General features: G+C 64.7%; 19 protein-coding genes. 11 read left to right on the top strand and 8 right to left on the bottom strand.

From position 1 onward, the window contains the following. Positions 1-37 precede the first annotated feature (37 nt). The 7 genes from QMG52_RS07460 (at position 38) to QMG52_RS07430 (ending at position 7,888) form a co-directional block, all read left to right on the top strand. Positions 38-2,533, top strand: a complete 2,496-nt coding sequence (locus QMG52_RS07460) for an ATP-dependent DNA ligase (protein WP_283559790.1) — start codon at positions 38-40, stop codon at positions 2,531-2,533. Between the two features lie 127 nt (positions 2,534-2,660). After that, positions 2,661-3,110, top strand: a complete 450-nt coding sequence (locus QMG52_RS07455) for an FAS1-like dehydratase domain-containing protein (RefSeq protein ID WP_283559789.1) — start codon at positions 2,661-2,663, stop codon at positions 3,108-3,110. Beyond that, positions 3,110-3,529: a MaoC family dehydratase gene (locus QMG52_RS07450; protein ID WP_283559788.1), complete on the top strand. Its 420-nt coding sequence runs from the start codon at positions 3,110-3,112 to the stop codon at positions 3,527-3,529. Before QMG52_RS07455 ends, QMG52_RS07450 begins: the two co-directional genes overlap by 1 nt. A gap of 84 nt (positions 3,530-3,613) precedes the next feature. Beyond that, positions 3,614-4,684: a UDP-N-acetylmuramate dehydrogenase gene (locus QMG52_RS07445; RefSeq protein ID WP_283559787.1), complete on the top strand. Its 1,071-nt coding sequence runs from the start codon at positions 3,614-3,616 to the stop codon at positions 4,682-4,684. A gap of 154 nt (positions 4,685-4,838) precedes the next feature. After that, positions 4,839-5,933, top strand: coding sequence for a fatty acid desaturase family protein (locus tag QMG52_RS07440; RefSeq protein WP_283559786.1), 1,095 nt, complete (start codon positions 4,839-4,841; stop codon positions 5,931-5,933). A gap of 78 nt (positions 5,934-6,011) precedes the next feature. After that, the gene (locus QMG52_RS07435) at positions 6,012-6,635 is read left to right on the top strand and encodes a DinB family protein (protein ID WP_283559785.1); all 624 of its coding nucleotides are present in this window, start codon (positions 6,012-6,014) and stop codon (positions 6,633-6,635) included. Between the two features lie 116 nt (positions 6,636-6,751). Continuing rightward, entirely contained in the window at positions 6,752-7,888 is a 1,137-nt protein-coding gene (locus QMG52_RS07430) for a winged helix DNA-binding domain-containing protein (RefSeq protein ID WP_283559784.1), read from the top strand. Positions 7,889-8,062: 174 nt separating this feature from the next. Here QMG52_RS07430 and asd read toward each other — a convergent pair whose 3' ends face one another. The 8 genes from asd to QMG52_RS07390 form a co-directional block, all read right to left on the bottom strand. Next, positions 8,063-9,184 (bottom strand): aspartate-semialdehyde dehydrogenase, encoded by a 1,122-nt coding sequence (asd, locus tag QMG52_RS07425; protein WP_283559783.1) that lies wholly within the window; start codon positions 9,182-9,184, stop codon positions 8,063-8,065. Next, positions 9,181-9,483, bottom strand: a complete 303-nt coding sequence (locus tag QMG52_RS07420) for a hypothetical protein (protein ID WP_283559782.1) — start codon at positions 9,481-9,483, stop codon at positions 9,181-9,183. The genes asd and QMG52_RS07420 overlap by 4 nt, the downstream gene beginning before the upstream one ends. A 306-nt stretch (positions 9,484-9,789) precedes the next feature. Further along, positions 9,790-10,425: a dihydrofolate reductase gene (locus QMG52_RS07415; RefSeq protein ID WP_283559781.1), complete on the bottom strand. Its 636-nt coding sequence runs from the start codon at positions 10,423-10,425 to the stop codon at positions 9,790-9,792. Beyond that, complete coding sequence (locus QMG52_RS07410; RefSeq protein ID WP_283559780.1) at positions 10,422-11,252, bottom strand: thymidylate synthase; 831 nt, start codon at positions 11,250-11,252, stop codon at positions 10,422-10,424. The genes QMG52_RS07415 and QMG52_RS07410 overlap by 4 nt, the downstream gene beginning before the upstream one ends. A gap of 24 nt (positions 11,253-11,276) precedes the next feature. Next, entirely contained in the window at positions 11,277-12,281 is a 1,005-nt protein-coding gene (locus QMG52_RS07405; protein ID WP_283559779.1) for an NUDIX hydrolase, read from the bottom strand. Further along, positions 12,281-14,524 (bottom strand): RNA degradosome polyphosphate kinase, encoded by a 2,244-nt coding sequence (locus QMG52_RS07400; RefSeq protein ID WP_283559778.1) that lies wholly within the window; start codon positions 14,522-14,524, stop codon positions 12,281-12,283. Before QMG52_RS07400 ends, QMG52_RS07405 begins: the two co-directional genes overlap by 1 nt. 115 nt (positions 14,525-14,639) lie before the next feature. Next, entirely contained in the window at positions 14,640-15,614 is a 975-nt protein-coding gene (mshD, locus tag QMG52_RS07395) for a mycothiol synthase (protein ID WP_283559777.1), read from the bottom strand. A gap of 342 nt (positions 15,615-15,956) precedes the next feature. Next, a complete protein-coding gene (locus tag QMG52_RS07390) occupies positions 15,957-16,655 on the bottom strand; it encodes a winged helix-turn-helix transcriptional regulator (protein ID WP_283559776.1) in 699 nt (232 codons plus the stop codon). A gap of 170 nt (positions 16,656-16,825) precedes the next feature. Here QMG52_RS07390 and QMG52_RS07385 point away from each other — a divergent pair, with 170 nt between their 5' ends. The 4 genes from QMG52_RS07385 to QMG52_RS07370 all read left to right on the top strand — a co-directional run bounded on the left by QMG52_RS07385 (position 16,826) and on the right by QMG52_RS07370 (position 20,341). Further along, entirely contained in the window at positions 16,826-17,560 is a 735-nt protein-coding gene (locus QMG52_RS07385) for a permease (protein ID WP_283559775.1), read from the top strand. 188 nt (positions 17,561-17,748) lie between these two features. Continuing rightward, the gene (locus tag QMG52_RS07380) at positions 17,749-18,369 is read left to right on the top strand and encodes a heme-binding beta-barrel domain-containing protein (protein WP_283559774.1); all 621 of its coding nucleotides are present in this window, start codon (positions 17,749-17,751) and stop codon (positions 18,367-18,369) included. A gap of 78 nt (positions 18,370-18,447) precedes the next feature. Next, positions 18,448-19,560: a CAF17-like 4Fe-4S cluster assembly/insertion protein YgfZ gene (ygfZ, locus tag QMG52_RS07375; RefSeq protein ID WP_283559773.1), complete on the top strand. Its 1,113-nt coding sequence runs from the start codon at positions 18,448-18,450 to the stop codon at positions 19,558-19,560. A gap of 217 nt (positions 19,561-19,777) precedes the next feature. Further along, a complete protein-coding gene (locus QMG52_RS07370) occupies positions 19,778-20,341 on the top strand; it encodes a PadR family transcriptional regulator (RefSeq protein WP_283559772.1) in 564 nt (187 codons plus the stop codon). Positions 20,342-20,352: the final 11 nt, after the last annotated feature.

Raw genomic sequence — 20,352 nt, 5'->3', positions numbered from 1 at the left:
GCTAGCTTTCGCCCCGGAATCGGATAAAACTGGGGGCATGACACCCTCGGAGGAGCCCGGGCGGGATAAACAGACCGTCACCGTTGCCGGGCGCCGGCTGACGCTGAGCAATCTCAACAAGGTGCTGTATCCGCATTCCGGCACCACCAAGGGGGACGTCATCTCCTACTACTCCGCGGTGTCGGCGCTGCTGATCTCCGCCGCGAAGGACCGGCCGGCGACGCGCAAACGATGGGTCCACGGCGTGGGGACCGCCGAACACCCGGGGCAGATGTTCTTCCAGAAGCATCTCGACGCTTCAGCCCCGGACTGGGTGCCGCGCGGCAGCATCGAGCACAAGGACCACACCAACGACTACCCCCTGGTCAATGATCCGGCGACCCTGACATGGCTGGGGCAGATTGCCGCGTTGGAAATACACGTGCCGCAATGGCGTTTCGGCCCGGATGGCAACGCACTCAATCCGGACCGGCTGGTGCTGGACTTGGACCCGGGGGAGGGCATGGGGCTGCCCGAGTGTGTGCAGGTCGCGCACCTGGCCCGGGCGATTCTGACGGATATGGGGATGCTGCCGGTGCCAGTGACCAGCGGCAGCAAGGGAATCCATCTCTATGCGGGGCTGGACGGGACGCGCTCGTCGGATGAAATTTCCGCGTTTGCCCACGAGTTGGCGAGGGCCTTGGAAGCGGACCATCCGGATCTGGTGGTCAGCGACATGAAGAAGTCCCTGCGTCGGGGGAGGGTTCTGGTGGACTGGAGCCAGAACAACGCGGCGAAGACCACTGTGGCCCCGTATTCGCTGCGTGGTCGGTTGGAGCCCATGGTGGCGTTCCCGCGGACCTGGCGCGAGCTGGCTTCCCCTGCGCTGGCGCAGCTGGATTACCGGGAAGTGCTGCGGCGGATTAAAAAGCGGAAGGATCCGATGGCGGCGCTGACCGGGCAGTTCGGGGGCATCGGGGCCAAGGCGAAGGACAGCACTGCCAATGACGACGACGGCGGCGTGGACCGGCTGGTGAAGTACCGCAGCATGCGGGATGCGGGCAAGACTCCTGAGCCGGTGCCCGCGGCACGCGCCGATCCTGCCGAGGGGCGGAGTTTTGTTATCCAGGAGCATCATGCGAGCCGGCTGCACTGGGATTTCCGGCTGGAGCGCGACGGCGTTTTGGTCTCCTGGGCGCTCCCGAAGGGCGTGCCCGAATCGACGGGGAAGAACCATCTGGCCGTCCAGACCGAGGATCATCCGCTTGAATACGGGACGTTCGCGGGGTCCATTCCGCGGGGGCAATATGGTGCGGGCGAGGTCACGATCTGGGACGCGGGCAGCTACGAAGCGGAAAAATGGCGGGACGGGAAGGAAATCATTGCCACCCTGACCGGCCGCCCCGAGGGGGGCCTGGGAGGCGTGCGGAAGTACGCCCTGATCCACACCGGCGGGGATGGCCGGGCCGAGAACACCTGGCTGATCCACCTGATGAAGGACCAGCCGGGTGCCAAAGGCGCCGGCAACGGGGCGAGGGAAGAGGCACCGGCCGCCGCAAAGGCTTCGGCCAGGGACGGATCAGGCGTTCCATCGATCATGCCCATGCTGGCGACCGTTGGCTCTGTGCAGGATCTGGACGCTGACGAGGATTGGTTTCTGGAGATGAAGTGGGACGGCGTGCGCGCCATTGCCGCTGTGCAGGACGGCAAAGTCACGCTGACCAGTCGGAACGGCATTGATATGACCGCCGTCTATCCCGAGCTTGCGGAGCTGTCCGACCTTGTGGCTGCCCGCGACGCGGTGCTGGACGGCGAAATCGTTGCCCTCAACAAGGCCGGGAGGCCGGACTTCGGGCTCCTGCAGAGCAGGATGAAACTCACCCGTCCTGCAGATGTTGACCGTGCCCAAAAGGAGGTGCCGGTTCACTTCATGGTCTTTGACCTGCTCTTCGTCGATGGCGAACGGCTCACCGGAGCGGACCTCTCCGCGCGCCGGCCTCGGCTGCAGAGCGCGCTGTCACCGGACCGGGACGGCCGCATTCAGCTGTCCCCGCTGCTGGACCTCACGGCGGAACAGGCGCTGGCGAGCAGCTCGGAGCTGGGCCTCGAAGGCGTTCTGGCCAAAAAGGCCACCAGCCGCTATGAGGCCGGAAAACGGAGCCCAGGGTGGGTAAAAATCAAGCACGAGCGCAGCCAAGAGGTAGTCGTGGGTGGCTGGCGTCCAGGCAAGGGGCAGCGTGAGGGAATGGTCGGATCCCTGCTGCTCGGTGTCCCGGACGGGGGCTCGCTGAACTATGTGGGCCGGGTCGGCACCGGTTTCAGCGAGCGTGAGTTGGTGGAGCTGACCACGGAACTGGCACGCATCGAGCGCCGAACTACACCGTTTGACGATGTCCCGCGCGCCGATGCGGCGGACGCCAGTTGGGTAACTCCGAAGCTGGTGGGCGAGGTGGCCTTTTCGGAATGGACAGGCACCGGACGGCTGCGGCATCCGGTGTGGCGCGGCTGGCGGCTGGACAAAAATGCGCAGGATGTGGAACGCTCTCCCGGTTGATTCGAGCCGTTTCCACTCCACCTCAGCCCAGGTGGCTACGTGGTCCGCCGATTTCCGTGCCGCGTTAACTTCCGTGCTCCGCAGATTCCATGCTCCGCTAAATTCCGTGCTCCGCTAATGTTGAAGCATGAGTATTAATCCGGACCTCCAGGGCCGCAGCTACCCCGCCGGGGCCGTCTATGAAGTCGGCCGTGAAAAGATCCGCGACTTCGCGCTCGCGGTCAAAGCCACCCACCCCGCGCATTTCGAGATTGAGGCGGCCAAGGCTCTCGGGCACGCTGATCTGGTGGCTCCGCCTACCTTCGCCATCATCGTGGCACAGCGGGCCGACGCCCAGCTGATCAGCGATCCGACCTCGGGAATCGACTTTTCCCGCGTCGTGCATGCCGAGCAGCGCTTCACGCACCATCGCCCGATCGTGGCCGGCGACCGCCTGATGGCCGCACTGCACGTGGACAGCGTCCGCGCCATGGGCGGGGGCGCCATGATCACCACAAGGGCAGAAATTTCGACGACGGAGGGCGAGCCGGTGGCCACAACCACGTCCGCCATCCTGGTCCGCGGGGAGGGGCAGTAATGCATATTTCCGCACTCACCGTCGGCCAGGAAGTCGGTTCACGCCGGATCGCGGTGACACGGCAGGATCTGGTCCGCTACGCCGGTGCCTCCGGCGACTTCAACCCGATTCATTGGAATGAACGGTTCGCCCGGGAGGTGGAACTTCCCGGCGTGATCGCGCACGGCATGTTGACAATGGGTGCCGCCATCCAGCTGGTGACCGATTGGGTGGGGGATCCGGGAGCCGTCGTGGATTATCAGACCCGTTTTACCCGGCCCGTGCCGGTCCCCGACTCGGAAACCGGAGCCGAGATCGCCGTCGTCGGCGTTATTGGTGCCCTTGACACAGAGAAATCCACTGTGCGGGTCGATCTTACGGTAAGCGCCGAGGGTCAGAAGGTCCTGGTTAAGGCTCAGGCCGTTGTCCGGCTGGCGTGAATGAATTCCCGCCGCGCTCCATCCTTCTGTGTTCCATCTTTTAGGGTTGAACCCCTCTGCCTGCGCGGCAGCTAGGCTGGAATCGTGACACAGCAAAAGCTCCTGAGTTCCCTGACCACACTGGGCACCGGCGGGGCCGCCGGAAACTTCATCGAGGCCTGTTCGGAACAGGAGATCATCGAGGTGGTGCGTTCGGCCGATGCGGCCGGCGATCCGCTGCTGATCATCGGTGGCGGCTCCAACCTGGTGATTGCCGATGCAGGCTTCGCCGGCACGGTGCTCAGGATCGCCAGCAGGGGCTACACCATCAGCTCGGAGGACAGCTGCGGCGGCGTGTCCGTCGTCGTTCAAGCAGGCCATAATTTCGACGACCTGGTTCACACGGCGGTGCTTCATGCCTGGAGCGGGATCGAGGCGCTCTCCGGCATTCCGGGTCTCGCCGGAGCCACGCCCGTACAGAATGTGGGTGCCTACGGCGCTGACGTGTCACAGACCATTTCGGCCGTCAGGGTCTGGGACAGGCAGCGGAATGTGCTGCAGACGTTCACCCATTCAGAGCTGAAATTTGGGTATCGCGATTCAATCCTTAAACAGACGACGACGGCGGGTTCGCCGCGCTACGTGGTGCTGACGGTCGAGTTCCAACTGGCACTGGGGCGGATGAGCGCACCCATCAGGTACGCCGAGCTGGCGCGGGTACTGGGCGTCGAGGTGGGCAAACGGGCCTACGGATTGGACGTGCGCCGCGAGGTGCTGGCCCTGCGGGCAGGCAAGGGCATGGTGCTGGACACCGAGGACAGGGACACTTGGTCCACAGGCTCCTTCTTCACGAACCCGATGGTAACAGCGTCCGTGGCTCAGTCGTTGCCGGCGGAGGCGCCGAAGTACCCTGCGCCCGACGGCGGATTGGTGAAGCTCAGTGCCGCGTGGCTGATAGACCGCGCGGGCTTTACCAAAGGTTTCGGGCTGCAGAGCGGCAGCGTCTCCGGCGCGCGGGCGTCGCTGTCCACCAAACATACGCTTGCCATCACTAACCGCGGGTTCGCAACCACGGAAGACGTGCTGGCGGTGGCCCGGGCGGTGCGCGCCGGCGTCGACGCCAAATTCGGTATTTCGCTCCAGCCCGAACCATTGCTGATCGGCTGCGTCCTCTGATGTTCGGTCCGGGTTCTTGAAGCGCCGCCGCAGCTAATGCGTCATGCCATACGCCGGTAGGGGGGCAAGACCACTCCACCGTGTGATGCGCCGGCGGGTACCGGCTCCGTAGTGTCGAAGAAGATCAAGAATTACGTCTTCGAAGGGCCTTCACATGTCATCTGCAACACTCCAGAGCCCGATCCGCACGGCTCGCCCGGCGCGGGACCGCCATGTCACCGATTTCATTGCGCTGGCGGAGACAGTCCGGGCCGCTGGCCTGATGAAGCGCGACATTAGCTGGTACACCTGGCGAATGATCAGACTGGGCGTAGCTTTCGCCGCCACAGGCGTCATGTTTGTGACGCTGGGACAGAGCTGGTGGCAGATGTTGACCGCCCTCATCTTCTCCTTCCTGCTGGGCCAGGCCGGCTTCCTGGCCCACGACGCCGCGCACCGGCAGATCTTCGCCTCCGCTAAGAAGAACGAGTGGACCGGACGCATCGTCGGGAACCTCTTCGTCGGACTGAGCTACGGCTGGTGGATGAACAAGCATGGCAAGCACCACGCCAACCCGAATAAAATCGGCAAGGATGATGACATTGCCACCGGCGCCGTAATTTTCAACCCGGAGGACGCCGGCCAGCGCAAGGGCTTCGGCAAATGGTTCGCCGCGCACCAGGGTACGTTCTTCTTTCCGTTGCTGACGCTGGTGGCGCTGGACCTGCACATCTCGGCGCTGCGCCGGGTCTTCAACAAAAATGAGATCGTACCGTCCCGCAAGGCCGAAATCGGGTTCTTGGCCGTGCGCCTGATCGGACTGCCGGTCGCCGCCTTCATCGTCATGGGTCCCTGGATTGCCCTGGCGTTCATGGTTGTTCACCTGGCCTCCTTCGGCGTGTATTTTGGCGGCGCCTTCGCTCCGAACCACAAGGGCATGCCGCTGGTGCCCAAGGACGTCAAGATCGACTTCATGCGCCGTCAGACGCTGATGAGCCGCAACATTTCCGGCGGCTGGTGGGTGGACAAGGGCATGGGTGGCCTGAATTACCAGATCGAGCACCACCTGTTCCCCACCATGTCCTCCAAGAATCTGAAGCTGGTGCAGCCGATGGTCCGTCAGTACTGCGCCGAGCGCAACATCAAGTACACGGAGACCACGCTCGGACAGTCCTACATGATTGTGATGAAGTACCTGAACCGGGTCGGCTTGGGTCAGCGCGATCCCTTCGAGTGCCCGATCACCGCGAACATGCGCTCCGCCCGCTGACCCCTCGGGGAATCGTGCCGCGGGTCGCCGAGGACCGATGAAATTGCGCCGGTTCCGCGTTTGTAGCAGGATCGGCTCATGGAACCCACTGCCGAAGACCTGCGGACCGTCATCGATGATCTGATGGGTCGCTTTTCTGGAATCCCCGATGATAACTGGCAGCTGAATGCCCATGAACTCGACTGGAGCTGCAGGGAAACGGCCGCGCATATTCTGGATGATTTCGGTTTTTACGCCATGCAGCTTTCCGGGACCAAACCACCGCAGGAATCCTATATCGAGTTGCAGGATCCGCCGCCTTGGCGGGATGGTGGCCCGCAACTCCTCTTCTACCCGGATGCCGGCACCGGGACGCCTGGCATTGTCAGCTGCCTCGACGCAGTGGGCGGCCTGCTCGTTGCCGTCGTCGCTGCCGCCCCGGCCGACCGGCGCGGATATCACCCCGCCGGACTCTCCGATGCCTCCGGTTTCGCCGCCATGGGCATTGTCGAAGCCGTCCTGCACTGCCACGACATACTGACCGCCCAGGGCGTCGACTACCGGCCGGACGATGCGATCACCGACCGGGTCCTCGCGCGGCTGTTCCCCGACGTTCGCCGGACGTCCGATTGCTGGCAGGATCTGCTGCGTTCCTCCGGCCGCACTGCTGAGACCCGGGGCCGGCACTGGCGCTGGGATTCGGCGGTGCGCACCGGCCGCTAGATCCCCGGCCCTGCTCCTTCAGCTGAGGTGACCGTGATGAGGCCGTTTCCCTAAGCGTCCCCACTATATCGGCACGTCAGTTTTGCGTTCGGGGACCGTCGCCTATGATGCACCACATGACACATCGCGTGACGCCAGCCATGCTGGCCCGACTCCGGCTTTCCAGCCAGAGCCTGGTGGGCAGCTCCTTTGCTGGCCCCGTCGAAGTGGTGCGCTGGATGACGGCCATGCAGGGCCAGGACCTCCCCGGGGCGCTCTGGTCGGTCGGGCTGCGGGCGCTGGGCACACGCCGGTCCGACGTGCAGGCCGCCTTGGACGCCGGAGAGATCGTCCGCTCCTGGCCCATGCGAGGAACACTGCACCTGACAGCGGCCGAGGATTTGGGCTGGATCATGGCACTGACTTCCACGCGCATGCTTGCCGGTATGGCCGGCCGGCACCGCCAGTTGGAAATTACGACGGCGGACATCGACGCGGCCCGCGATGTTGCGGTCACGCTGCTGGCCGCCGACAACGCCTCGGCGTCCCGTGACGAACTGTTGACCGCCTTCCGGGCTGCCGGCCAAGCGACGGAAAACCAGCGAGGTATCCACCTGTTGTGGCTGTTGAGCCTGACCGGCATGTTGGTCCAAGGTCCCAGCGACGGAAACGCCCAGCGGTTCGTGTTAATGGACCGGTGGATCCGCAGTCCACGATCGATGGACCGGGACGAGGCCCTGGCCGAGCTGGTGCTGCGGTATATGCGCAGCCACGGACCTGCCACACTGAAGGACTTCTGTTGGTGGACCAAACTGACCCTCAAGGACGCCCGCACGGGACTGCAGCAGGTGCAGAGCCGGCTGCTGGAGCTTCAGGTCGACGGCACTATGTACTGGATGTCGCGGGAAACCGCCGATCTGCTCACCTGGCGGGATCTGGATCCTGGGAAGCAGCTCCCGGGATCCAGATCCGTGCTGCTGCTGCCGGGGTTCGACGAGTTCCTGCTTGGCTACACCGACCGCAGCGCAGCACTTCCCCCCGAGTATGCCGCGCTCACCGTGCCGGGCAACAACGGAATGTTCAAGGCCACCATCCTCGCCCGCGGAGAGGTGGTGGGGACCTGGCGCCGAAAGCAGAACACGACGGCGAACGCCCGGCCGGGCGCCGCCGTCGTCGAGCCGGTTCCGTTTGTGGCACTCACCCCGGCCCAACAGCGCGGCTTCGCCAAGGCAGCAGAAGTTTACGCTGCATTCCTGGCCCCCGCCAGCGTCTGACAACGGGGCTTTCTCGCGAATGTCGGCGCTCCCTTGGCCCGTCAAAGCGGCGTCGGCTCGCGACGAAGGGGCTAGCCCGCGACGACGATGTTGCACGTCATCGCTTTCGCGGGGCAGCCCCTTCGTCGGTGGCGGGGCGGTATGCGCACCGGGACGGCAGAGCTCGGCTGCGGGTCAGAGCTCCCCGATGGCGATGTTCAGCATGCGGCGCAGCGGTTCCGCGGCGCCCCACAGGAGTTGATCGCCCACGGTGAACGCGCTGATGTACTCCGGGCCCATCTCCAGCTTCCGAATCCTGCCCACCGGGATGTCCAACGTGCCGGAAGCAGCGACAGGCGTGAGTCCGCGCATGGACGCTTCCTTCGTGTTGGGGATCACCTTGACCCACGGGTTGTCCGCGGCAAGCAGGGATTCAATCTCTGACACCGGCAGATCTTCGCGCAGCTTCAGCGTTAGGGCCTGGGAATGTGAGCGCATCGCCCCGACCCGGATGCACAGGCCGTCCATCAGGATGCGGTCTGCGCCGGAGGTGCCCAGGATCTTGTTGGTTTCCGCGCCGTTCTTCCACTCTTCCTTGGACTGGCCGTTGCCCATGTCCGCGTCGATCCAAGGGATCAGGGAACCGGCCAGCGGGACGCCGAACTGGGCAGAATCCAGTTCCGGGTTCTGCTGCTCCGTCAGCACCGCTCGGTCGATCTCGAGGATGGCGGACGAAGCATTCTGCAGCTCGGAGGCCACGGCTCCGTGCAGCGCCCCGAACTGGTTCAGGAGTTCGCGCATGTGGCGGGCGCCCCCGCCGGATGCGGCCTGGTAGGTCATCGAGGTTCCCCACTCGACCAAGCCGTTGCGGAAGAGGCCGCCCAGGCCCATCAGCATGCAGGAAACGGTGCAGTTCCCGCCAATGAAGTCGCGGACGCCGCCGGCCACCCCCGCATCGATGGCTTCCCGGTTCACCGGATCCAGTACGACGATGGAGTCGTTTTTCATCCGCAGGGTGGAGGCCGCGTCGATCCATAGTCCGTCCCACCCGGCTGCGCGGAGCCGGGGATGTACGTCCGAGGTGTAGTCGCCGCCTTGCGCCGTGACAATGATCGGCAACTTGGCCAGTGTCTCAAGATCGAATGCATCCGCCAGTGAACCGGCGCCGTCGGCGAACCCCGGAGCGGCACCCCCGGCATTGGAGGTCGAAAAAAAGACCGGGTCAATGCCGGCAAAGTCATCCTCGTCCTGCATGCGCTGCATGAGAACGGAGCCGACCATGCCGCGCCAGCCGACAAAACCTACACTTTGTGTCATGGGCCAAGTTTAGACGAGGGATCAGTGAGCACCGTCCTCGTCACGTTACGCGTCGCGTTGCCCGCGGCAATGACATTGCCCAGTTGGTAGACGAAGCCCGGCAGTACCGCCCGGGTTCCCTCCCGGACCAGTACCAGAACATTGAGGTAGGCGGGTATGACGCCCCAGGCTCCCTGCACCATGAATTGAACGAGGAACGCGCCCACGCCCAGCCAAATCGAACCGGAGGCAAAGGCCCTCAGCGGGATGCACGGCAGGGCCAGGGCCGCAAAAAATAATGATGATTCGTTCGCGGCCATACCGTTCGGATAGCGTGCCGGCCAGCAGGCCGCCAAACAAGTACCCCAGGGGATATCCGGCTTGGAAGAGACCGGATGTGAAACTACGTGCGTGCCGCGGGATGCTCTTCAATCGACCACCGGCTGGGGTCCGCCAAAAAGGGCAACTGGGGTATCCCTTGGCCCCGCCCGGAACTTTTCCACCCGGGGTGCCGGGTGTCAAGGCTTCGCTGGAGCCTGCTCCGCACGGAAGGCAGGACGGAAGGAAGGACGGAAATCAGGACAGTTCAGCCAGTTCAGCCAGTTCAGCCAGTTCCGAGGCTGCCGTCAGGCGTCGTCGGAAGTGAACTCGGAACTACCCTTGGCCCACAGTGTGTAGCGGTACTGCGTCCCGTTTTTCCCGGTATGCCAGCCCTCCACCGGTGTCCCGCCGCGGAAGGTCCACTCCGGCCCGAGTTGCGGTGCGCCGGTATCGCCCTCGGTCTCGGAATCGATCACGGTAATCGCTGCGACGTTGGCATGCTCCAGCGCCTGGCCATAGACCTGGCCGCCGCCGATGATCCAGACCTCGTTGCCGCCGGGCCTGAACTGCGCCTCCACCAACGCGTCTTCGAGGGAATGAACGACGATGGCGCCCGCGGCGTCCGGTGTGTCGGCCCAGTCCTGCCGCCCGGTGATGACGATATTGGTCCGCTCCGGGAGCGGGCGGAACTTCGGGGAAAAGGATTCCCAGGTGCGCCGGCCCATGATGACAGGATGGCCGGTGGTGACACGCTTGAAGTGTGCCATGTCCTCCGGCAGTCGCCACGGCATTCCACCGTCCTTGCCGATGACGCCCTGCCGGGTCTGCGCCCAGATCATGCCGATGATGGGCTCGTGGAACCGGTGCAGATCCAGCCCATCCGTCCCGAGGGAGGGTGAGGCGGCCACGGGCGGCACGGCCGATACGGGGTCATTGTTCATACCGCGATCGGGGCCTTAATCGCCGGGTGGTGCTGGTAATTGACCAGCTCGAAGTCCTCAGGAGCGTAGTCAAAAATCGACTCCGGCCTCCGTTTGATGTGCAGCTGCGGGTACGGATACGGCTCACGGCCGAGCTGTTCGGCCACCTGTTCGACGTGATTGTCGTAGATATGCACGTCGCCCCCGGTCCAGACGAACTCGCCCGGCTCCAATCCGGCCTGCTGCGCGATCATCATTGTCAGCAGGGCATAGGAGGCAATGTTGAAGGGAACCCCCAGAAAGGTGTCCGCGCTGCGCTGGTACAGCTGGCAGCTGAGCTTTCCGGGCCCCGCGTCCGGACCGCCGGCCGACGGCGTCACGTAGAACTGGAAGAACGCATGGCACGGCGCCAGCGCCATGTTCTTCAATTCGGCCACATTCCAGGCCGAGACGATGTGCCGACGGGAGTCCGGATCGCTCTGCAGCCCCGCCATCAGCTCGGCGATCTGATCGATGTGGCCGCCGTCGGGGGTCGGCCAGGAGCGCCACTGGACGCCGTAAACCGGGCCAAGCTCGCCGTCGTCGTCGGCCCATTCATTCCAGATCTTGACGCCGCGCTCCTGCAGCCACTTCACATTGGAATCGCCGCGCAGGAACCACAGCAGCTCCAGGGCCACGGACTTGAAGTGCACGCGCTTGGTGGTGATCAGCGGGAAACCCCGGCTCAGATCGAAGCGCAGCTGACGGCCGAAAACGCTGCGCGTGCCGGTGCCGGTGCGGTCCGCTTTGGCGGCGCCGTGCGCCAGCACGTCGCGCAGGAGGTCTTCATACGGGGTAGGAATGGTCACGGCACCAGTCTACCGGCGGCCGTTTCAGTCCTCGTACGGTTTGTATTGCTCCACGGAGACGATCTGGGGCTCATCCGCGCAGCTGATCTGGCAGATAATGACCTCGCCCGGGGCCAGGAAGGGATCGGCCGTGGGCAGCGCGGCACGGAGCGACGGCGGCATGTGGGCGCCCAGCTGCGCCAGTACCGTGGGCAGGGCCGGCCGGTGGGTGCACAGCGCCACCGGGCGGCGCTTTTCCAACAGGCGTCCGACGACGGCGGACGTCTTGTGCGGTTGCCGGCCATGTTTTGCTTCGGTCAGGGAATCGTAAATCTTCACCTTGGCGTTGGACTCCTTGACATAGGGAGACATCGTGGACACGCACCGCAGCCAGGGACTGGTCGCCACTCGGCCGGGACGCCAGGCCATTAACAGCCGGCTGAGCGTCAGGGCCTGGCGCAGCCCGGTCGCGGCCAGCGGACGGTCGCCCTCGGCCAGGGTCCAGGCAGAGCGGGGTTTGGCCTTGGCATGGCGGACGACCAGCAGCGGCCACGTCGCCAGCTCGGACCGGCGATGCGCCGCCACCAGGGCATCGAGAGGTTCCTTGTCCGTTGGGTTGGAGAGCAGCTCCGCGGCGCGCTCCGGGGAACACCACAGGAAGCCGTCCACTTCGTTGCCGTCCGGAACCGGAACGGCATCGGGGACGTTGCTGGCCCAGTACTGGACCTCCTTGAGCCCGGCATTGACGACATACACGGTAGCCGGCAACGGAATGCCGAGGCTGATGTTCAGCCCGATTTCCTCGGACACCTCCCGCACGGCGCACTCGGGCAGCGTCTCGCCGTCGTCGAGCTTGCCCTTGGGCCAGGACCAATCGTCGTAGCGCGGCCGGTGGATCAGCAGCACCTTGAGTTCCTTTTTGGTCACCCGCCAGCACAGGGCGCCCGCGGCGCGTACGTCGAAGGCCTGTACGCCGGTGGCCCCCGGGCTCCCGGCTGCCGTTCCGGAAGTCCTTCCGGGCGCGCCGGAAGCCGATGAAGGGTTCTTCATCAATGCCGGGTGGACGACCGCTGGCGGGAACGGCTGGCCAGCAGCCAGGACTGCACATCGGAGAGCGGCGCCCCGGACTCGGTCAGATGATGGCGTGTCCAGTCACCGGCGTCGTCAAGATGCCAGCTGGAGGTTTCGGGATCGACGTAACGGTCCAGCAAGGTGAGGACGTAGGTAATGTCATCCGGGTTGCGCAGCTGAACCAGCGCTTCCACCCGGCGGTCAAGGTTGCGGTGCATCATGTCCGCCGATCCGATGTAGACCACCGGGTCCCCGCCATTGGCAAAGGTGAACACGCGCGAGTGCTCCAGGAAGCGGCCCAGAATGGAACGCACCCTGATGTTCTCGCTCAGACCGGGCACGCCGGGACGCAGCGAGCAGATACCGCGGACAATGACGTCCACCTGGACGCCGGCCTGTGAGGCGCGGTAGAGCGAATCGATAATCGCCTCGTCGACGATGGAGTTGACCTTAATCTGCACCTTGGCCGGCAGCCCGGCACGCTTGTTGGTGATTTCATGTTCGATCCGGTCGATCAGGCCGGACCGGACGGACCGCGGGGCCACCAGCAGGCGCTTGAACGTGGACTTGGGCGCATAGCCGGAGAGCTGGTTAAAGAGCTTCGTCAGGTCCTCACCCACCTGGTTGTCCGCCGTCAGCAGGCCCAGGTCCTCGTAGTAGCGCGCGGTGCGGGGGTGGTAATTGCCGGTGCCGATGTGACAGTACCGGCGCAGCCCATCGAGCTCTTGGCGCACCACCAGCGAAAGCTTGCAGTGCGTTTTCAGCCCGACAATGCCGTACACCACGTGCACGCCGGCCTGTTCAAGCTTGCGTGCCCAGGAAATGTTGGCCTGCTCATCAAACCGGGCCTTGATCTCCACCAGCGCCAGCACCTGCTTGCCGGCCTCGGCCGCATCGACCAGCGCGTCCACGATGGGCGAGTCTCCGGAGGTGCGGTACAGGGTCTGCTTGATGGCCTGGACCTTCGGATCCGACGCGGCCTGTTCCAGGAAGGCCTGGACCGAGGTGGAGAACGAATCGTAGGGGTGATGCAACAGAATGTCACGGCGGCGCATCGCCGCAAAGACGTTGGCCGCCTTGGCCGTTTCCGATTCATTGAGGTAGCGGGACGTATGCGCAACGTTCTTGGGATAGCGCAGATCGGAGCGATCGATGCCCCCAATCACGGACAGGCCGCGCAGGTCCAGCGGGGCAGGGAGGGCATAGACCTCCGATTCCTCCACATCGAGCTCGCGCACCAAGAGCGCCTGAATATTGGGATTGATGTCCGTTGCGACCTCAAGGCGGACAGGCGGCCCGAAGCGGCGGCGCAGGAGTTCCTTCTCCAGGGCCTGCAGCAGGTTTTCCGCGTCGTCCTCTTCGACCTCGAGGTCCTCGTTGCGGGTGACGCGGAACGTGTGGTGTTCAAGCACCTCCATGCCCGGGAAGAGCTGGTCCAGATGCTCGGAGATGACCTCCTCGAGCGGAATGAACCGGGCCACCCGGCCGGGGACCGTTCCGGCGCGCGGACCGTCCACCGAGATCAGACGGGGGAGCTGGTCCGGAACCTTGAGCCGGGCGAAGAGCTCCTTGTCGCTGACCGGATTGCGCACCACCACGGCCAGATTCAGCGATAGGCCGGAGATGTAGGGGAATGGGTGGGCCGGATCCACTGCCAGCGGGGTGAGGATGGGGAAGACCTTCTCCGCGAACATGGTGCTCAGCGTCGCTTTAGCCGTCTCATCAAGTTCGTCCCAGTGCATCAGATGGATGTTCTCGGCGGCCAGCGCCGGGCGGATCTGATCTGCGAAGGTGCGCGCGTGCCGGACATGCAGCTCGTGGGCCGCGTCGCTGATCTGCTCCAGCACCCCGATCGGGCTCAACCCGGCGGGGGAGGGGACGGCCAATCCCGCGGCGATGCGCCGCTTCAGCCCCGCCACCCGCACCATGAAGAATTCGTCCAGATTGGAGGCGAAGATGGACAGGAAATTAACCCGTTCCAGCAGCTGCAGATCCGGGTCTTCGGCCAATTCAAGGACCCGCGCGTTGAAGGCGAGCCAGCTCAGCTCACGGTCCAGAAACCGATCGGGAGTCACCTCGCCGTCGGGTACCAAGTTGGGAGCGAACTCGGGAATATCAATCCGGTCCTCCGTCGCCCTCGAGGCCTGCACCTCGGAGGAACCAAATCGTTCAGTGACCAGAATGGCCGCCGTGTTCGGCGCGCCCGCCGTTTCCGGATTCATTATGTCTCCCCTAGAGCTCGGTTCTCCCCCCTTCAACAGTACAAGTTATTCGCTTTCTTCACGGCAGCTTTCTTCGCTGCGGCTTCTAGACTCCGGCTTTTCCACTCCGGCTTCTTCATTCCGGCCGCGGCCCGTACATGACATCCGCGTCCCACCGGGTGAACCCCAGACTGCGATACAGCGAGACGGCAGCCTGGTTGTCAGCATCCACGTAGAGCATGATCGCGCTCAGTCCCCGGCCCTGCAGGTATCTGATCCCGGCCGTGCTGAGAGTGCGGCCCAGTCCGGATCCCTGGGCCTGCGGTGTCACGCCGACGACATAGACCTCACCCAACGAGGGGTGGTGGCCGGTCTCCGGGTGAACCTTGGTCCAGTGGAAGCCCAGGATCGTTCCCTCGGCGTCGGTGGCCAAGAAGAAACCCGCCGGATCGAACCAACGTTCCGTCATCCGGGCCTGCAGATCGGAGAGCGTCATGGAACCCTGTTCGGGATGGTGGGCAAAGGCCGCGGCGTTCGCCGCCAGCCAAGCGTGTTCATCCTGGCCGGGCATAAAGGTCCGCAGCGTGACGCCCGGCGGGAGTACGGCTTCCGGCAGCGCCTGGTCAGACCCGTGCGTGCGGATCAGCCGCATCCGCCACAATTCCCGCACGGCCACGTACCCGTAGCGGGCGGCCAGATCAGCGGCCGCCTCGTGATCGCCATGGGACCATGCCTTGATCCCGGCCAGTCCCCGGTTTGCTTTCAGCTTGTCGACCAACAACGTTCCGACGCCCTGGTTGCGGTAATTTGGGTGCACCACGATCTCCAGTACGCCGGACCCGCCGACCGGGGATACGACGGCGAGGCCGGCTAGGTCCTGGCCGGTGGAGGGATCGGACTTTTCCTCCGGCGCGTAGGCCAGCAGAGTCAGCAGCGCGTCCGCCTCCGCGGCCGGCGACGCCAACTCCACGAGGGTCTGCTCGGAGAGCGGGGGGTTGCCGTCGGTGTCGAAGGCTGCCGCGACCAGGGCCATGATGTCCCGCAGTGCCTCGGGCTCCGGGGCGCCGCTGCCGGTCCGGACCGGCCAGTTATCCGTCTCTGTCTCGCTCATGGACAAAGCCTAGTGCCCGGCACCGGTACTGGCGAGGAACGACGGCGCCGCCGGCTATGCGGACGTCATCTCCGTTGTCCGGCATGCTGTTGCCTGTGCTGTTCTCCATGCTGTCGCCAGCCGTTTGGGGCATTTGCGGATTGCCGCGAAACTGCTCTAGAGTGAACAGGTCAACTTGACCAGGCCCCATGACGACCGTCCGCTAAGGAACTACTGAGCGGACGGACCCGGCGCCGGCCAAGCCGAGGGGGATGCACCACCGGGGTGCCTTCGATACGTTCAACCCGTATGTCCTCCACCAAGCAGCCAAATGAACCGGCGGCTATTCGGAGCACCGGTTCCTTACGCTTCCGCGAGTTCTTCATCCGGCATCCGGGCAGTCGATAGCCGGTAGCCGACATTGCGGACCGTGCCGATCAGATTTTCGTGATCCGAGCCGAGCTTCGCCCGTAGTCGCCTGACATGCACATCAACGGTCCGGGTGCCTCCGTAGTAGTCGTAGCCCCAGACCTCGTTGAGAAGTTGGACACGTGTGAACACCCGCCCGGGATGCTGGGCCAGGTACTTCAGCAGTTCGAATTCCTTGTAGGTCAGGTTCAGCACGGCGCCGTTGACCCGGGCTGTGTAGCTGTTTTCATCAATGACCACTCCGGCGGCGCGGATTTCGGCCGGGACCGCCTCATCCGATGCCCCGGAGCGTGCCAGGGCCAGTCGCAACCGTGCCTCCACTTCCGCGGGGCCGGCCGAATCGAGCACAATGTCGTCTGCGGCCCAGGTGGCGGAAACCGCGGCCATGCCACCCTCGGTGAGAATCAGTATCAGGGGTGTGTCCAGCCCGGTGGTCCGTAGGAGCTGGGTCAATGACCGGGAGCCTGCCAAGTCCTTGCGGGCATCGAGCATGACGATATCGCACGGTTCAGTGTCCAGCAGAGCGGTGGGAACCGCGGGGAGAATATGAACCCGGTGGCTGAGAAGTTCCAAGGCAGGCAGGATATCCACCGACGAGCCGTTGCTGTTGGTCAGTAATAGGATCTGGGACATGCTTCCTCCAATGTGCTCAGCGCGCATCATCGGGCGGTTCCCGCGCCGCCGTTCATGGCCCTCGGCGCGGGATGTTTTTCATAGTGTACTGGCATGGACGGCGGATGGCTCCGCCGCGCCGCTATACCGCGGGTCCGGCAGACATCCCCCGCATAGGGCAGGATTGGACTGTGAAAACGTGGACGATGGGTATAGCCGGCGTAGTGGCCCTTGCCATCATCATCGCCAGCTCGTATGGAGCGCTGGGGCTTTCACTTGCCGCGGGGATCCTGGTCTCCGTGCTCTTCGGCTTCGGCTGGCCGCACTACCTGAGCATCCCGGCGAAGAAGACGCTCGGTACCGTGATCACGCTGGTTGGAACGTGCGGCGCCGTCGCTGCGGCCGTCTCCCCGGGGCCCGGCTATCTGATCTGGCTTCCGGTCTTCCTTGCCCTTGGCATCGGGGCGGTCTTTGTGGTCCAGCTGATCCGCGGCACGGGGCAAAGCCACCGGCTGGAATCGACGCTTGGGGCCAGTGCGGGGGTGCTGCTGGCGGGGCTGGGCTCCGGCTGGATTGCTGCGCACCGGTTCACCGGCGACACCGCGATGACGCTCATTGCCGGGGTCAGCGCACTCGTGGCCCTGCTGATCGGCATGATCAGCTGGCCGGATCGGGTGATTGCCCCGTTGGCCATACTTCTAGCCGCCCTCGCCGGACCATTGGCGGCCCTGCTGTTCTCCGAGCTCCATGTCCTGGAGGCCGCGGTGATCGGCGCCGCCGTGGCCGCGGTGCTGATGAGTTTCCGGCGCCTGGCGGGTACCGCGGGGCGGCCGCGGAACTTCCAGGGCGCCATCGCGATGGGCATCGCCCCGTTGGGAGCCTTGGGCGCGCTGGTGTATTTCATTGACAAGCTGCTGATAACGTAGGGCCCTGAACTTCGCGATAGGATGACGACATGTCGATACTGGGTTTGGAAATTTTCTACATATGTCTGCTGGTCATCGCCGGTCTGGCGATGGCATGGTTTGCCGTTCTCGTTCTGTGGCGTCTCTTCAAGGGCCAGCAGTAAACAGCGGCGGCCTTGTCCGCATGACATAGTGGCGGAGGTAGCACCGTGCCGATCGAGATTCCAACGGATCTAACGCCCGAGTTGGTCCCGCTCTCCTGGCTGTTGGGGCAATGGCGCGGCAGCGGAAGGTTGGGCACCGGCGAGGCCGAGTCAGAGTATTTTTCCCAGCTGGTTTCCTTTGAGACCAACGGCCTGCCCTATCTGCAGTACACGGCCCGCAGTTGGCTCACCGACGAAGACGGCCTGCAGTTGCGCCCCCTATCGGTGGAGACCGGATTCTGGTCCTTGGACCGCCAGCTTAATGACGCGGACGGCGGTCCCGGCCTGATCCCGGCGGATATTGTCCCCGCCTTGACGACGGCGGACGAGGTGGAAAGACTGCGTAATGCCGACGGCGGTTTTGACATCATGGCGAACATTATTCATCCTGGTGGCATTGCGGAGCTCTATTACGGCCAGATCAAGGGTCCGCAGATCCAGCTCGCCACTGATGCTGTGATGCGCGGGGCCGGCTCGAAGGATTACAGTGCGGCCACCCGGATTTTTGGCCTGGTCAACGGCGACCTGTTCTGGCGTTGGGACGTTGCCGCGCAGGGCAGCTCCCTGGAGGCCCATGCCTCCGCGATCCTGAAGAGATGCAATCCTGCCCCAAAAAATGATGACTGAGCTGCCCGCCGTGGTGTGGCAAGCCGTTGGCGCCGTACCGTGGCGGAATACCGGTCCCGACGGAAGCGTTAGGCCAACATGACGTATAACAGCACTCTGTTGCGGCGCCCGGGCGCCGTCGAGGCCGGTGGTCTGGACGCCGGCGTTGCCGCCCACTACGGTGATCCATACCGTGAACAGCGCCTGCTGGCTGGCGTGCACGTCGCCGCCGCGCAGGGAAAGAACCTCACCGCCGTCGTCGACCTTTCCCACCGCGGCGTGGTGACGGTTTCCGGCCCTGACCGGCTCAGCTGGCTCAATACGCTCTCCTCTGCGCAGCTGACCGATCTGGCGCCCGGGGTAAGCACGGAGCTGCTGCTGCTCAGTATTCAGGGACGGATTGAGCATGACGTGCGGGTGCTCGACGACGGCGCCACCACCTGGCTGATTGTCGAAGCAGCCGAGGCGGCGCCGCTGGCCGCATGGCTGACCGGCATGAGGTTTATGCTGCGCGTCGAGGTCGCTGACGTTTCCGGGCTTTGGGCCGTGGCCGGCACGGTGAATCCGGTGACTGAGTGGTCCGAACGTCTCTGTTGGCGCGATCCGTGGCCGCACATTGCTCCCGGCGGTTTCGCTTACACCGCGGTTCCCGAGGAGTCACACCCCGGGCTGGACCGCAGCTGGTTCGAATACCTGATCCCGATGGCAGATCTTGATGCGGCCGTGGGGGTACGGCCGCTGGCCGGATCGTGGGCCGCCGAGGCGCTGCGGATCGCCGCCTGGCGGCCGCGTCTGGGCGCCGAGACCGACGATAAGACGATCCCGCATGAGCTGGACCTGCTGCGCACCGCGGTGCACCTGGCCAAGGGTTGTTACAAGGGCCAGGAAACGGTGGCCCGGGTCCACAACCTGGGTCATCCGCCCCGCCGGCTGGTGTTCCTGCAGCTGGACGGCTCGCAGCACACGCTGCCCGCGGCCGGCAGCGCTGTGCTCCTTGGGGAACGCCAGGTGGGAACGGTGACCTCGGTGGCCCAGCACTTCGAGATGGGTCCGATCGCGCTGGCCGTGATCAAGCGGACCGTGGATCCCGCCGCGGAACTGACGGTGCTCGATGCCGGGGAAAAATACGTGGCGGCTCAGGAAACGATCGTGGCCCCCGACGCCGGGCAGGTCGTTGGCCGCCAGACCGGTTTCCTTCGGGTGCCGCGCTAACGGGCACAACCCCGCCGTGCTCCCGGAGAATCATGACAAGATGCATGCTTGGCAATCTGCGGGTTGCGGGAACGACAAAGACCGCTGTATATTCTATCTGGAATAATCCTCAACGAGCAGCCTGGCCCCCGGTAAGTCCCGCCGCCTCATTTCGGACCAGCTGGTCCGCGTGCCACTCGGCCCAAATGCCGCCCAACCACCTCCAGGAGCAGCAGACATGCCTCGTTCCTCCGCCCTCAATCCGTTGTCGGTTGCCGCCCTGGCCCTGCTGGCCGAGCGGCCCATGCACCCGTACGAGATGTACCAGTTGCTGATGGCGCGCAGCGAGGATCGGCTGCTCAAGATCCGCCCGGGAACGCTGTACCACTGTGTCGGGCGGTTGGAAGAGCAGGGGCTGGTCAGGGCGGCCGGTACAGACCGGGAAGGGAACCGTCCGGAACGGACCAGCTACGAAATTTCCGGGCCCGGACGGGAAGCGCTGTCGGTTCGGCTCCGGGATCTGCTGGCCACCCCGGTCAACGAATACCCCAGCTTCCCACTGGGTGTCGCTGAAGCGCACAACCTGCCGGGGGACGACGTCGTCGAACTACTGGAGGAGCGCGTCGCCGCGCTGGAGGGACAGCTGACCCGACTGGTCCACGGCGAACGGATCGTCACGGAAAAAAACGTGGCAAAGAAATACTGGATCGATCTTTCATATCAAATGACCATGCTGCGGGCGGAGATTGACTGGGTCCGCGGCCTGCAAAAAGACATCAAGACCGGCAGCCTTGGCTGGTAGGTCCTTTCCCA

This window comes from Paenarthrobacter sp. PH39-S1, from assembly GCF_030063245.1.
Classification (GTDB): Bacteria; Actinomycetota; Actinomycetes; order Actinomycetales; family Micrococcaceae; genus Arthrobacter_M.
The sequence above is the reverse complement of the archived record's forward strand: the minus strand, read 5'-3'. Positions and strand labels throughout refer to the sequence as shown.